Annotated in this window: 14 protein-coding genes; all 14 read left to right on the top strand. The window is 46.8% G+C overall.

Annotated elements, in window-relative coordinates; all coding sequences use genetic code 11:
- The first annotated feature begins 143 nt into the window (after positions 1–143).
- Positions 144–1,430, top strand: coding sequence for an IS1380-like element ISBfi1 family transposase (locus KTR07_RS14950; protein WP_004312659.1), 1,287 nt, complete (start codon positions 144–146; stop codon positions 1,428–1,430).
- A gap of 768 nt (positions 1,431–2,198) precedes the next feature.
- On the top strand, positions 2,199–2,405 hold the full coding sequence (locus tag KTR07_RS14945; RefSeq protein WP_087306324.1) for a hypothetical protein: 207 nt from the start codon (positions 2,199–2,201) through the stop codon (positions 2,403–2,405).
- Between the two features lie 153 nt (positions 2,406–2,558).
- On the top strand, positions 2,559–3,014 hold the full coding sequence (locus KTR07_RS14940) for a ferritin-like domain-containing protein (protein ID WP_087306322.1): 456 nt from the start codon (positions 2,559–2,561) through the stop codon (positions 3,012–3,014).
- Between the two features lie 80 nt (positions 3,015–3,094).
- Complete coding sequence (locus tag KTR07_RS14935) at positions 3,095–3,742, top strand: MarC family protein (RefSeq protein ID WP_087306321.1); 648 nt, start codon at positions 3,095–3,097, stop codon at positions 3,740–3,742.
- Positions 3,743–3,788: 46 nt separating this feature from the next.
- Positions 3,789–4,271 (top strand): ferritin, encoded by a 483-nt coding sequence (locus tag KTR07_RS14930; RefSeq protein WP_004308118.1) that lies wholly within the window; start codon positions 3,789–3,791, stop codon positions 4,269–4,271.
- Positions 4,272–4,294: 23 nt separating this feature from the next.
- Positions 4,295–5,347 carry a class I fructose-bisphosphate aldolase gene (locus tag KTR07_RS14925; RefSeq protein ID WP_004308117.1) on the top strand — a complete coding sequence of 351 codons (1,053 nt, stop codon included), beginning with the start codon at positions 4,295–4,297 and terminating at the stop codon, positions 5,345–5,347.
- A gap of 12 nt (positions 5,348–5,359) precedes the next feature.
- Positions 5,360–6,109 (top strand): 2,3-diphosphoglycerate-dependent phosphoglycerate mutase, encoded by a 750-nt coding sequence (gpmA, locus tag KTR07_RS14920; protein WP_004308116.1) that lies wholly within the window; start codon positions 5,360–5,362, stop codon positions 6,107–6,109.
- A gap of 76 nt (positions 6,110–6,185) precedes the next feature.
- Entirely contained in the window at positions 6,186–6,614 is a 429-nt protein-coding gene (locus KTR07_RS14915) for an Hsp20/alpha crystallin family protein (RefSeq protein WP_004308115.1), read from the top strand.
- Positions 6,615–6,714: 100 nt separating this feature from the next.
- Entirely contained in the window at positions 6,715–7,212 is a 498-nt protein-coding gene (locus KTR07_RS14910) for an RNA polymerase sigma factor (protein WP_004308114.1), read from the top strand.
- 22 nt (positions 7,213–7,234) lie between these two features.
- The gene (gene pfkA / locus KTR07_RS14905) at positions 7,235–8,221 is read left to right on the top strand and encodes a 6-phosphofructokinase (RefSeq protein WP_004308113.1); all 987 of its coding nucleotides are present in this window, start codon (positions 7,235–7,237) and stop codon (positions 8,219–8,221) included.
- A gap of 12 nt (positions 8,222–8,233) precedes the next feature.
- Positions 8,234–10,009, top strand: a complete 1,776-nt coding sequence (locus tag KTR07_RS14900; protein ID WP_087306319.1) for a cation:proton antiporter — start codon at positions 8,234–8,236, stop codon at positions 10,007–10,009.
- 6 nt (positions 10,010–10,015) lie between these two features.
- Positions 10,016–12,574: an alpha-glucan family phosphorylase gene (glgP, locus tag KTR07_RS14895; protein WP_217315452.1), complete on the top strand. Its 2,559-nt coding sequence runs from the start codon at positions 10,016–10,018 to the stop codon at positions 12,572–12,574.
- Positions 12,575–12,580: 6 nt separating this feature from the next.
- Positions 12,581–13,399, top strand: a complete 819-nt coding sequence (locus KTR07_RS14890) for an arginase family protein (RefSeq protein ID WP_087306317.1) — start codon at positions 12,581–12,583, stop codon at positions 13,397–13,399.
- 54 nt (positions 13,400–13,453) lie between these two features.
- A complete protein-coding gene (locus tag KTR07_RS14885) occupies positions 13,454–13,990 on the top strand; it encodes a methylglyoxal synthase (protein ID WP_008775197.1) in 537 nt (178 codons plus the stop codon).
- The last annotated feature ends 150 nt before the right edge of the window (positions 13,991–14,140 follow it).

Raw genomic sequence — 14,140 nt, 5'->3', positions numbered from 1 at the left:
AATTTTAACTTTTATAATATCCTGAACAACAAAAAGTTCTTGGACAAGCCAAGCGGCAAAGCCGAGCGGCTCAGGATTTTGTCATGTCAAAGGATTCACTTAACTTAGTGTTGCAAAAATAGTCAAACAAAACCTCATCAAGCATGGTAAAAGTACAAATAAAATCCGAGAAACTCACATCTTTTGGTGGTATATTTCCAATTATGGAGAAATTCGACAGGATGTTGTCTTGTACAATAGACTCTACTTTAGGTTTGCGTAGCAAAGTGTATGGCTATCAATATAGCGAGATAATACGTTCTCTGATGTGCGTATATTTCTGTGGAGGGTCATGTGTCGAAGACGTGACCTCACACCTTATGGAAGCACTTTGCTTGCATCCACCCCTCCGTACATGCAGCGCAGACACAATACTTAGGGCCATTCGTGAATTGACCACACCGAATCTGACCTACAGGTCTGATTCGGGCAAAAGCTACGACTTCAACGTGGCTTCCGACCTTAACAATCTGCTTGTCAATGCATTGCTGGCAACTGGACAGTTGCTGCCAGACAATGAATATGACTTTGATTTTGACCACCAGTTCATTGAGACGGAGAAATTTGACGCAAAAATAACCTACAAGAAGTTTACCGGTTACAGTCCAGGAATAGCAACGGTCGGCGATGTCATCGTCGGGATAGAGAACCGCGACGGCAATACCAATGTCCGTTTCCATCAGGAAGACACTCTAAAACGTATTTTTGAGCGTTTGGAGAATGCCAGAATACATATAAACCGTGCGAGGATGGATTGTGGCTCATGCTCTGAGGCTATGGTGGAAATGGTGGAGAAGCACAGTCGGCATTTTTATATCCGCGCAAACAGGTGTGTATCGTTGTATGACGATATCTTTGCCTTGCGCGGATGGAAGACCGAATACATAAACGGTCACGAGTTTGAGATATGCTCCATCATTGCAGAGAAATGGGTCGGCAAAGCGTACCGCCTTGTCATACAGCGGCAAAGAAGCATCAACAAGGAACTCGACCTGTGGGAAGGGGAATATACATACAGATGCATACTGACAAATGACTATACTTCGACAGACCGTGACATCGTGGAGTATTACAACAAGCGTGGCGGTGCTGAGCGTGTATTGGACGACATGAACAACGGCTTTGGCTGGAAACGGCTGCCAAAATCGTTCATGGCGGAAAACACGGTGTTCCTGCTTCTGACCGCTTTAATACGAAACTTTTACAGACACCTCATATCTGACGCAAACATGAAGAGCTTTGGACTTAAACGCACAAGCAGAATCAAAACTTTTGTATTCAAGTATGTTTCTGTCCCTGCAAAATGGATTAAGACTGCAAGACAGCACATACTGAACATATACACAAGCAATGATGCATACATGATGGCCTTCAAATTTGATTTTGGGTAGCCTCAAATCTTCGTGGCCTTTTGCGTATTGCCTCAAGTCGCATCATGGGGTAAGGGGATTTTGTCTCTTGCGACTGCACCATTAGGGTTCTTTACGAAAACGAGTCGTTTTAGAGAGGTATCTGCAACCCCAGATATCAAAAATATTACAGGTTGCGGATTTTAGGATGTACAAAAGCTCTTTTATGAGGCAATTGATGAACTCAGGATTACTTATCGCTGAAGGGCACGGGATTTGGAGAGCGGAGAGCGATGAAATTCAGTGGCGCAGAGAGTAAAATAATAAAAAAGTTGGATTTTTATTGACGCGAATCAATTCTTTTAGTATTTTTGCCTTGTCTTTTACCAAAAAAGATTAATAACAGTAAGCGTTAGGCATTATCCATGTTCAGGAAATCCCCAATTTCAAGACAACAACTGGATAATACATTGGACGCTCCACGGGCTATGTATCTTATTAGTATATATAGGCGTGGGGCTTTGTGTATTATATGTTGTTGAGTATGGGGATACTTCTGAACGGTAATACCAAAGTTCCCACGCTTAACTTTATATAAACACAACTCCAGGGAACAGAGTTGTCATATAATCGCATTATGAAAGCAACTTGTTTCAAAACCGGACAGGTCCCGCCTTCCGTTTTCATTCCTCTGTCTGTTACTATCTTTAGTGGAATTCTCTGCCTTTTTGTTTCCATTCCTGCCCCTTTTCGGGACTTGCGGCTATTATTACACAAATTACATGCCAAACAGTTTCTCTGAATCCATTTATGGCATTCAATAATACCCCTGGACATACAGAAGAGGAACTTTGGAGACAAATACTCTCCCTGTCAAGGGAATTGCAGGAATGCAGGGCCTGCCTGCACTATCATAATACGCTGGACTACATATACGAGAAGATCAACATGATAGAAAAAGAACTGGATATCTTGTTGAGAATGTTGCAGAAAACTTGTGACAAAAAGACATTATAATTATATATTTTATGACTATTTGTCTTGTGAATATTAAAATTTATTTTGCGACTCCATAAGAGTCCGGTTTACAGATGCTATCACATAAATTCATGATTATTGCAGGATATGAATTACGATTTATTTTGTCTAATTTCAAATATCAGAACAGCCATGGATAAACGAATTGAATATGCGATAAACACATTGATCAATACAGAAATCTGGTCAACGAACCTGTACCTGTCATTGCAGGTCTATTTTGAGGGGCAGCAACTTCCGATATTGGCCTCATGGCTAAGTGTACAGGCACAGGACAATATGGGCAAGGTCTATCAGATGATGAACCGCATCTATCATGAAGGAGGTGCTGTAACCATCCATGAAATCAGGCGTGACATCCGGCAATGGCCGACACCGCTGGCTGCCTTGAACACCCTGCTTGAACATGAACAATATATATCCCGTCAGATATCCGAACTTCACGTACTATGCCAGAATACGGATTCATCCATCCATTCTTTCATCAAGGGGCTGTACACAAAACGGATATATGTAAGTACGGCGTTTATGGAATTGTTGCGTATCCTGGCCATGGAATATGAACGCAGGCTGCCCTGCTTCATATGATGTGTCAAATCGTGTAATCTGACCGGAGTTTATTGTTCACAGAGAAAATAATGGTCTAAAAATAAAACAAGTATCATCCTATGGATATATTCGCATACTCAATGTTGTGTTTCACTTCGTTGTTCACATTGATGGACCCCCTCGGAGTGATGCCGGTTTTCCTGCAGATGACCGAGGGCATGAGTGCCGGAGAACGCCGGAGCATCGCCTTAAAATCCTGCGCCCTCACGTTCGTCATACTGGTACTTTTCACCTTGTGCGGCAGGTTCCTGTTCCATTTTTTCGGGATCTCGACCAATGGTTTCCGGATTACGGGAGGTATCATCATCTTTAAAATCGGATATGACATGCTGCAGGCACACTTCACCCATGTGAAACTGAACGAGAACGAGAAAAAAGAATATTCCAGGAACATCACCGTCACGCCTCTTGCCGTTCCGATGCTGTGCGGTCCGGGTGTAATTTCAAGCGGCATAACACTGATGGAAGATGCCCCTGAGTATATTTTCAAAATTGCACTGGTTTGCGTGATCGCCCTAGTCTGTCTCCTCTCTTTCATTATCCTTTGCGTGTCAACGCGGCTTTTGAAAATTCTTGGAGAAACCGGAAATAATGTGATGATGAGACTGATGGGGCTTATTCTGATGGTCATCGCCGTGGAATGTTTCATAAACGGGATGCAACCTGTCCTGACAGATATTTTGAGACAAGCACACGCTTGCCCCTGAATATGAAAAATAAAAAATAGTACCAACATTAAAAATTAGATTCATTATGACCGAGAATTTACAAAAGGCCCTGAACGGGCAGATTACTGCGGAATTATGGTCCGCCAACCTGTATCTTTCAATGTCCTTCTATCTGGAAAAGGAAGGTTTTTCCGGCATGGCCCGCTGGATGCGCAAGCAATCGGCGGAAGAGACAGGACACGCATGTGCCATCGCCGAATATATGGCCAAACGTGAGGCGGAGGCAAAAGTGGACAAGGTCGATGTGGTTCCACAGGGTTGGGGCAGTCCCACCGAAGTCTTTGAACATGCCTTGGAACACGAGAGACATGTTTCCAGATTGATTGACGAACTGGTACATCTGGCTTCCGAGGAGAAAGACAATGCCACCCGTGATTTTCTTTGGGGATTTGTCAGGGAGCAGGTGGAGGAAGAGGCGAATTTCCTGAACATCGTAAACCTGATGAAGAAAGCCGGAGAGAGCGGCATCCTTTTCATGGATGCAAAACTGGGGGAACGCCAGTCCTGATTTGGAATAAAAAAACGACTGACATGAGCACGATTATTGATTTGTTGGGAACGCAGGCAGGATACTACCTGGACCATGTATGCAAGACAATAGACAAGAAACTCATCCATATCCCCGAGCCGAATATGATAGACAAGGCATGGGTGGATTCCGACAGGAATATACGCACCTTGGAGAGCCTGCAAGCCCTGTACGGGCACGGGCGTCTGGCCAATACCGGGTATGTCTCCATCCTGCCGGTGGATCAGGGGATAGAACATTCTGCCGGAGCATCCTTTGCACCCAATCCTCTTTACTTCGATCCCGGGAACATTGTGAAACTCGCTATCGAGGGAGGATGCAACGCCGTGGCATCCACATTCGGAGTTCTGGGAGCTGTGGCACGTAAGTACGCCCATAAGATTCCTTTCATCGTGAAGTTGAACCATAACGAGCTGCTGACTTATCCGAACAGTTATGACCAGGTCATGTTCGGTACAGTGAAGGAGGCATGGAACATGGGTGCCGTTGCCGTGGGGGCAACTATCTATTTCGGTTCGGAACAAAGCCGCCGCCAGATTGTGGAGGTCTCACAGGCGTTTGAATATGCCCATGAGTTGGGGATGGCCACGGTATTGTGGTGTTATCTGAGAAACAGCAGTTTTAAGAAAGACGGGATTGACTATCATGCGGCAGCAGATCTGACAGGGCAGGCCAACCATATCGGGGTCACCATCAAGGCTGATATCGTGAAGCAGAAGCTGCCGTCCAACAATGGAGGTTTTAAAGCCATCGGATTCGGTAAGACCGACGGGCGTATGTATACGGAACTGGTCTCCGACCATCCGATAGACCTCTGCCGCTACCAGGTGGCCAACGGGTATATGGGAAGGGTTGGCCTGATCAATTCGGGGGGCGAGTCCCATGGGACATCTGACCTGCATGATGCCGTCGTAACCGCAGTGGTGAACAAACGTGCCGGAGGTATGGGACTTATCTGTGGGAGAAAAGCCTTCCAGAAGACGATGAAAGACGGGGTCTCGCTTCTGAACACCATTCAGGATGTCTATCTGGATCCTTCGATAACCGTTGCATAAAAACTATATGGCATGAAAAGGATCGTATTGTTGAGACATGGCGAGAGCCTATGGAACAAGGAAAACCGCTTTACCGGTTGGACCGATGTAGACCTGAGTGATAAGGGGATCGCAGAAGCCTGTAAAGCCGGTGATATGCTGAAAGAAGCGGGATTCTCTTTTGAGGCGGCTTACACATCCTATCTGAAACGGGCTGTGAAAACGTTGAATTGTGTTCTGGACCGTCTCAATGAAGACTGGATCCCGGTGGAGAAAAGCTGGAGGTTGAACGAGAAACACTACGGCATACTTCAGGGACTTAACAAAAGGGAGACAGCAGACAAATATGGCGAGGAACAAGTCCATATCTGGCGGAGAAGTTACGGCGTGTCGCCCGAGCCGGTGAAGGAAGACGATCCCCGCTATCCGGGGAACGACACCCGTTACGCCGGTGTTCCCGAAATGGAACTGCCACGGACTGAATCCCTGAAGGATGCCGTCATGCGTGTCATGCCCTATTGGGAATGTGTCATCCTACCCACATTGATGCATAGGGACAACCTGCTTGTCGTTGCCCATGGAAACAGTCTGCGCGGGATAGTCAAGCATCTCAAGAATATTTCCGATACGGACATATCCCTCTTGAACCTGCCCACGGCAGTACCTTATGTATTCGAATTTGATGAACGGCCGGTGCTTGTCAGGGACTATTTCCTCGGAGACCAGGAGGAGATACGGAGACGGACGGAGGCTGTAGCCGAACAAGGTATGATCAGACGATAAGAGTCAGTCAATCAGACTGATTTGTATTGTCTTTTTGAATATTTTATTTATTAACAATTTAAAAAAGGAGGTAAAAATGGTACCTGTAAAAACAAATTCAAACTGGTTGCCGAGTATTTTTAACGATTTCTTCGAGAATGAGTGGCTGGCAAAAACGGGAGTTACGGCTCCTGCCATCAATGTCATTGAGAATGACAAGGACTACAAGGTTGAAATGGCGGCTCCCGGAATGACGAAGGATGATTTCAAGGTGAATGTTGACGAAAACAACAACCTGACAATCTGCATGGAAAAGAAAGAAGAGAAGAAGGAGGAGAAGAAAGACAAGAAGTATCTCCGCCGCGAATTCTCTTATTCCAAGTTCCAGCAGACCATCCTGCTACCTGAAAACGTGGAGAAGGATAAGATTTCCGCAAAAGTCGAACACGGGATCCTGTCCATTGAAATCCCGAAAGTGAAGGAGGAAGAAAAACAAAAAACTTCCAAGGCTATCGAGGTTAAATAATTCCATATCTGGAATGGTGTAAGGCCGGACAGGCTTTTCCTGTCCGGAGAGCCGTCCGGCCTTTAACAGGCACTTCCGGAACTGGGAACCGGCACAACCGATGAAGGAATTCAATTTTGAAAAAGAGCTGCTTAGCGTACAGGACGAACTGTTCCGTTTCGCGTACAAACTGACAGCGGACAGGGAGAAGGCGGAAGATCTGCTGCAGGATACCCTGCTCAAGGCAATGCTTCACAAAGAAAGTTACAACAAGAACACGAATTTCAAAGGGTGGCTGTTTATCATCATGCGTAACACGTTTATCAACGGTTACCGGGCGGAGGTCGGTCATACCCGTCTGTACATATCCTCCGATCCTGCATATTATTCGCGGATCATGGACGAGTCCCGTACAGAGGAAGTGGACAGGAACTATGACCTGGAAAAGATACGTAATGCCATCAAAAGTATACCGGAGTCGCATTTCATACCTTTTGAGATGTACCTGTCAGGGTTCAAATACCGTGAGATAGCGGAAAGAACCGGTGTGAGTTTGGGAACCATAAAGAGCCGTATTTTTCACTGCCGGAAAAAACTGAAAGCTATATTGGCAGAATGAAACAAAACAAGAACTGAGATAGATGAAAAAAGATGAATATATAGGAATCCTTACTTCCGGAGGGGACGCTTCCGGAATGAATGCGGCAATCCGTGCCGTGACCCGTACCGCCATTTTCAACGGCTTCAAAGTCAAAGGAATTTACAGAGGGTACGAAGGCCTGATAGCGGGCGAGTCCAGGGAACTTACGACCGAGGATGTGAGCAGCATCATCCAGCGTGGGGGAACCATCCTGAAAACGGCACGTTCCGAAGCGTTCACCACCCCGGAAGGACGCAGAGAGGCATACGATACCATGAGGAAAGAAAAAATCGGGGCGCTGGTAGTCATCGGGGGCGACGGCTCACTGACTGGAGCCCGCATATTTGCCGAGGAATACCCTGTCACGTGCATAGGACTGCCCGGTACCATCGACAATGACCTGTACGGTACCGATTTTACAATCGGATATGATACAGCCCTGAACACCATTGTGGAGTGTGTGGACAAAATCCGGGATACAGCCACCTCGCACGACCGAATTTTCTTTGTCGAGGTGATGGGACGCGACGCCGGTTTCCTCGCCCAGAACAGCGCAATAGCCTCGGGAGCCGAGGCCGCCATTATTCCGGAAGACCGGACGGATGCGGATCAGCTGGAGACTTTTATCGGACGCGGATTCCGGAAGACCAAGAACAGCAGCATCGTCATCGTGACGGAAAGCCCGGGCAATAAGAATGGCGGAGCCATGCACTATGCCGACCGGGTAAAAAGGGAATACCCCGGATATGATGTCAGGGTCTCTATCCTGGGACATCTACAACGGGGAGGAGCGCCAAGTGCCAACGACCGCATATTGGCCAGCCGGCTGGGTGAGGCCGCCATACAGGCCCTGATGGAGGACCAGCACAATATCATGGTAGGCATACATAACAATGAGATTGTCTATGTTCCTTTTGACCAGGCTATCAAGAACGACAAGCCCATTGACAAAAACCTGATCCGTGTCCTTAACGAGTTGTCCATATAAAATGTTACTCCTATGTCGGAAGTTGCCCCTTTAATATCAGACCTTGCCACTATCTTGATTATAGCCGGTATCATAACCGTCATTTTCAAATGGCTGGGACAGCCGGTCATAGTGGGATATATTGTGGCCGGTATTATGGCAGGTCCTTCCATTTCCCTATTCCCGACTGTTTCCGACCAGGCCAATATCAAGATATGGGCGGATATCGGTGTTATTTTCCTCCTGTTCGCCATAGGACTGGATTTCTCGTTCAGAAAGCTGATAAGTGTGGGAGCCTCGGCCATATTCTCCACTGTTATCATCGTCTGCGGCATGATGTTCCTGGGATATACGGCAGGCAATGCGATGGGCTTCTCACACACGAGCTGTATCTTTCTGGGCGGAATGCTGTCCATGTCCTCCACCGCCATCGTATTCAAAGCATTCAGTGACATGGGGCTTCTCGATCAGAAATTTACCGGTATTGTCCTGGGGATACTAATCATTGAGGACGTGGTGGCGGTAATCATGATGGTGGTCCTCTCCACATTGGCTGTAGGCAAGCATTTTGAAGGCTTCGAAATGCTGGAGAGCATATTGAAACTTGCGGCCTTTCTTATTTTCTGGTCAGCATTGGGAATCTATCTGATTCCTACCCTTCTGAAAAGATTGAACCGCTTTATTAGCAATGAAATACTGTTGACAACCTCCCTGGGACTATGCCTGGGAATGGTGATGATAGCGACAAAGGCGGGATTCTCCGCCGCGCTGGGTGCGTTCGTCATGGGATCCCTGCTGGCAGAAACAGATAAAGCGGAAGAAATCGCACATATCGTGCAACCGGTAAAGGACCTGTTCGCCTCCGTTTTCTTCGTATCAGTGGGAATGATGATCGACCCTGCCATGATATGGGAATATGCCGTTCCTGTTTTTATCCTGACGGCACTGGTCCTATGCGGGCAGGTCCTGTTCGGGAGTTTCGGCGTGTTGCTTTCCGGACAACCGCTAAAGATTGCGATACAAGCCGGCTTTTCCCTGGCACAAGTGGGTGAGTTTGCGTTCATCATCGCTTCGTTAGGAATCAGTCTGAATGTAATGGACAAATACCTTTATCCGGTCATAGTGGCAGTATCGGTCATCACCACTTTCCTTACTCCTTATATGATAAGACTGTCGGATCCCGTCTACTGTTTTGCAGACAGGCACTTGCCACAATTCCTGAAAGATTACCTGACGCATTATTCTTCTGGAACAATGACCACAAGACATCAAGGCTCCTGGCACAAGCTCATCAGGTCCATGTTGGTATCCGTCACCCTTTATCTGGTGGTATGCCTGTTTTTCATAGCGCTGTTCTTCTCCTATGCGTATCCTCTGGTAATGGGACGTATTCCGGGGATGAAAGGAAGCCTGCTGAGCTTCGTTCTTGTCCTCCTTATCATATCCCCGTTTTTGTGCGCCATCATCATGAAGAAAAACAATTCCGTCGAATTCCGCAAACTTTGGGCGGACAACAGGTTCAACAGGGGGCTGTTGGTATCAATGATAGTGATCAAGGTGTTGATCTGTATCATTATCGTAATGGGTATCATCATCCGTCTTTTCAATGTCGCTTTGGGGTCAGGACTGATATTATCTTTCCTGATCATTGTCGTTATCTATTTTTCCAAGTGGATACGGAAACGATCGCTAAGTATGGAAAAACAGTTCCTCGAGAATTTCCAGGGTACAGCCGGGACATTTCCACAGGAAGAACCGGAAACAGGAGAAACCTCCACAGAAAAAAATCATGAACTATCAAATAAGTAAAATGTTATGGAATATTCAAGTTATCATGTAAACGTCCCACAATGGAGGGAGATTACAGTCGGTTCACACCTTCCGGCAGAATTGCGGAGATTTGCGGAGATGGCACATAATCTTTGGTGGACCTGGAACGAGGATGCGAAGAGTTTATATAGTGGTTTGAACCCGGAACTATGGGAAGAGGCGGAACAGAATCCGGTACTGTTTCTGGAACGGATGGATTATGAAGAGCTGGAGGCACTGACACATGACGGAAACTTCATGCGTAAGATGGAAAACGTATATTCCACTTTTAAGGCGTATCTTGATGTGGAGCCGGACCACAGCCGTCCGTCAGTTGCCTATTTCAGCATGGAATATGGTCTGGACAGGGTTCTTAAAATCTATTCCGGCGGTCTGGGCATATTGGCAGGTGACTATCTGAAGGAAGCTTCGGACAGTAACGTAGACCTCTGCGCTGTAGGGCTTTTATATCGTTATGGCTATTTTGACCAGGCTCTGGCGATGGACGGGCAGCAACAGGTTCATTATGACCCACAGAATTTCGGGCAGCTTCCGATAGAGAAAGTGATGCAGCCTGACGGGCGACAACTGGTAATCCATGTTCCCTATGCCGACAGTTTCACGGTCCATGCCAATGTATGGAAGGCCAATGTGGGACGTGTTTCCCTCTACCTGCTGGATACGGACAATGAACTGAACAGCGAGTTCGACCGTCCGATTACCCATCACCTGTATGGCGGTGACTGGGAAAACCGGCTCAAGCAGGAAATACTGCTCGGCATCGGAGGAATGATGACATTAAAAGTATTGGGCATCGAGAAAGATGTATATCACTGCAACGAGGGGCATGCCGCACTGATCAATATCCAGCGGTTATGCGACTATATATCCGAAGGCCTGGACTTCGGACAAGGCATGGAACTGGTTAGGGCTTCCTCGCTTTACACTGTGCATACACCTGTGCCTGCCGGCCATGACTATTTCGATGAGGGGCTTTTCAATAAATATATGAAAGGATATCCTGATAAGCTGGGCATTACGTGGGACGAGTTGATGAACCTCGGACGGCAAACTCCGGGCAACAAGGGAGAACGTTTCTGCATGTCGGTATTCGCCTGCAAAACCAGCCAGGCGGTAAACGGTGTCAGCAAGCTGCACAAGTCCGTTTCACAGCAGATGTTCGCGCCTCTCTGGAAAGGCTATTTCCCGGAAGAGAACCATGTGGGCTATGTGACGAATGGCGTACACTTTCCCACTTGGTGTACGGCGGAGTGGAAAAAGCTGTTTAAGGACAATTTCGATGAGAATTTCATGAACGACCAGTCCAATCAGGAAATATGGAAAGGCGTTTATAATATACCCGATGAAGAGATATGGAACATGCGGAAAAGGTTGAAAACCAAACTGATATCCTACATCAAGTGGAAATGCGGCCGGGACTGGCTCAAAAGCCAGGTTGACCCGGCATTGGGTGTCTCCATTTTCGAGAAGTTTAATCCGAATGCTCTTCTTGTCGGCTTCGGAAGGCGCTTTGCAACTTACAAAAGAGCTCATCTTTTGTTTACCGATTTGGATCGTCTGGCGCGGATTGTGAACAATCAGGAACATCCCATACAGTTTGTCTTTGCAGGAAAAGCCCATCCAAACGACACTGCCGGGCAAGGGCTCATCAAGCAGATTGTGGAGATATCCCGCCGTCCTGAATTCTTGGGTAAAATCATCTTCCTTGAGAATTATGACATGGACCTGGCACGGCATCTTATTTCCGGGGTTGACATCTGGATGAATACTCCCACCCGTCTTGCGGAGGCTTCCGGAACTTCCGGTGAGAAGGCTCTGATGAACGGCGTACTCAACTTCTCCGTGCTGGACGGTTGGTGGTACGAAGGCTACCGCAAGGAGGCGGGATGGGCCATCACCGACAAGGCCACCTATCAGGATGAACAGTACCAGAACCAACTGGATGCGGAAACAATTTATTTCCTGCTGGAACATAATATCCTGCCGTTATATTATGAACGGAAAGAAAAAGACTATCCGGAAACCTGGGTCAAGTACATCAAGAACTCGGTTGCGCAAATAGCTCCCCGCTTCACGATGAAAAGACAGCTGGATGACTACTATGACGGATTTTACAACAAGTTGTCGGAACACTTTCATGTTTTGGCGGCGGACAATTATGCAAAGGCGAAAACGCTTGCCGGCTGGAAGGCAGCTGTCGACAGCAGATGGAATGCCGTGGAAATCGTTTCCGTGAATGCGGGAAAAGGATTGGACGCCACGGTGGAGGCTGGTAAGGAATACGAGATGACGGTCGTCATTGACGAGAAAGGGCTGGACAACGCGATCGGATTGGAATCGGTCATTATACGGCATGAGGAGAATGAGGATCGCATCCATGAGGTCATTCCTTTTTCTTTGACATCCAAAGACGGAAACCTATACACTTTCAAGGCAATAACCAGAATGTTCAGCGCTGGAAGTTTCAAACAGGCATTCAGAATGTATCCCAACCATCCCCTGTTACCTCACCGGCAAGATTTTTGTTATGTACGATGGTTCTGAACGGACATGAATAAGCAAGAGTTACTGACAAATGGACGGTGTAAGAAGAAGGCGGACCGAGAAACCGTCTGGCCGGTTGTCATCATGGACTTCACCGGTGTGTATGCCCATGAGGTATTTGCACGGAACAATCAGTTCATTTGGCTAGACTGCCGTCACCTTTCTGGAACGAGAGGTTACTGTGACAAGGAGGGGATACGAAAATTGAAGCGGGTGATTGCCGGTTATCCAGCGGAAGGTATCCATTTCATTGATTCGGGCAATTATCATTACCTGACCAAATTATGGACAGACAAACTTCGAGTTCCGTTCTCTCTGATTGTATTCGACCATCACCCCGACATGCAGCCTCCCTTGTTCAAGGGCATGCTTTCTTGTGGGAGCTGGGTAAAAGACATGTTAGACCGGAATATGCTTTGCAAGAAAGTGGTGATAGTCGGTGCATCGGACAAACTGATACGCACCGTACCGGAAGAATACGGACAACGAGTCAGTTTTTATAGCGAAGCGACGTTAGCTCACGAGAAGGGCTGGCGCAATTTCTCCTCTGCGTATATTGAAGGACCGGTTTACTTGTCCATAGACAAGGATGTCCTGAACCCGGCATCCGCAGTAACAGACTGGGATCAAGGGTCTTTCAGCCTGCAGGAACTGGAGGAATTACTGGCAATTGTCCTTCGAAAGGAACGTGTAGTCGGCATTGATATCTGCGGGGAATGCTCCGCAACGCTTACTTTGTTTGAGGAGAGGCGGGAAGCCACCGTGGACAGCCGGGCGAACAAGGAGCTGCTCAAACTCATACAGTCATTCTCCTGTTTTTTATAAAGCTGTTGGATATTGTTAATTATATTATCACATAAACCATATTTTATTATTATGATGAAAACAATTGTTCGTAAAATCGGTCTGGTTGCACACGATGCAATGAAAAAGGACATGATAGAATGGGTTCTTTGGAACTCGGAACGTCTGATAGGGCATAAGTTCTATTGTACGGGAACCACCGGTACACTCATTAAAAAAGCGCTCGAAGAGAAACATCCTGAAACAGAATGGGATATCACGATTCTGAAATCCGGTCCTTTAGGTGGTGACCAGCAAATGGGCTCACGTATTGTGGAAGGAGAGATTGATTATTTGTTCTTTTTCACGGATCCGATGACATTGCAGCCACATGACACGGATGTAAAGGCACTGACCCGGCTGGCGGGAGTTGAAAATATAGTTTTCTGTTGTAACCGTTCGACAGCGGACCATATTATTTCCAGTCCTTTGTTTCTTGACCCGACCTACAAACGGATTCATCCAGACTATACCAATTATACACAACGCTTTGAAAACAAAGAAATTGTATCGGAAGCAGTAGAACGGGTGAAGAAACGGATGAGCCGAAATGAAAACAATATGATCGAATGAGAATGTAATGTCCAATAAAGGGGATGTGATATGTTTCAGTCATAAAAAGCAGGTTCCTATCCTTTCTGTGAGTATAAAAAAAGATTAAAAGATCAACTGTGTGATAGCAAACTTGCGAGGTATCCTCAAATGGTTTGAAACAGTAATAAA

It is taken from the genome of Bacteroides sp. MSK.20.82 (assembly GCF_019052485.1).
Classification (GTDB): domain Bacteria; phylum Bacteroidota; class Bacteroidia; order Bacteroidales; family Bacteroidaceae; genus Bacteroides; species Bacteroides thetaiotaomicron.
The sequence above is the reverse complement of the archived record's forward strand: the minus strand, read 5'-3'. Positions and strand labels throughout refer to the sequence as shown.

Excerpts from the sequence above, each read along its gene's own strand:
- KTR07_RS14950 (WP_004312659.1), top strand. The coding sequence starts at position 144 with ATGGTAAAAGTACAAATAAAATCCGAGAAACTCACATCTTTTGGTGGT.
- KTR07_RS14945 (WP_087306324.1), top strand. The coding sequence starts at position 2,199 with ATGGCATTCAATAATACCCCTGGACATACAGAAGAGGAACTTTGGAGA.
- KTR07_RS14940 (WP_087306322.1), top strand. The coding sequence starts at position 2,559 with ATGGATAAACGAATTGAATATGCGATAAACACATTGATCAATACAGAA.
- KTR07_RS14935 (WP_087306321.1), top strand. The coding sequence starts at position 3,095 with ATGGATATATTCGCATACTCAATGTTGTGTTTCACTTCGTTGTTCACA.
- KTR07_RS14930 (WP_004308118.1), top strand. The coding sequence starts at position 3,789 with ATGACCGAGAATTTACAAAAGGCCCTGAACGGGCAGATTACTGCGGAA.
- KTR07_RS14925 (WP_004308117.1), top strand. The coding sequence starts at position 4,295 with ATGAGCACGATTATTGATTTGTTGGGAACGCAGGCAGGATACTACCTG.
- gpmA (WP_004308116.1), top strand. The coding sequence starts at position 5,360 with ATGAAAAGGATCGTATTGTTGAGACATGGCGAGAGCCTATGGAACAAG.
- KTR07_RS14915 (WP_004308115.1), top strand. The coding sequence starts at position 6,186 with ATGGTACCTGTAAAAACAAATTCAAACTGGTTGCCGAGTATTTTTAAC.
- KTR07_RS14910 (WP_004308114.1), top strand. The coding sequence starts at position 6,715 with ATGAAGGAATTCAATTTTGAAAAAGAGCTGCTTAGCGTACAGGACGAA.
- pfkA (WP_004308113.1), top strand. The coding sequence starts at position 7,235 with ATGAAAAAAGATGAATATATAGGAATCCTTACTTCCGGAGGGGACGCT.
- KTR07_RS14900 (WP_087306319.1), top strand. The coding sequence starts at position 8,234 with ATGTCGGAAGTTGCCCCTTTAATATCAGACCTTGCCACTATCTTGATT.
- glgP (WP_217315452.1), top strand. The coding sequence starts at position 10,016 with ATGGAATATTCAAGTTATCATGTAAACGTCCCACAATGGAGGGAGATT.
- KTR07_RS14890 (WP_087306317.1), top strand. The coding sequence starts at position 12,581 with ATGAATAAGCAAGAGTTACTGACAAATGGACGGTGTAAGAAGAAGGCG.
- KTR07_RS14885 (WP_008775197.1), top strand. The coding sequence starts at position 13,454 with ATGAAAACAATTGTTCGTAAAATCGGTCTGGTTGCACACGATGCAATG.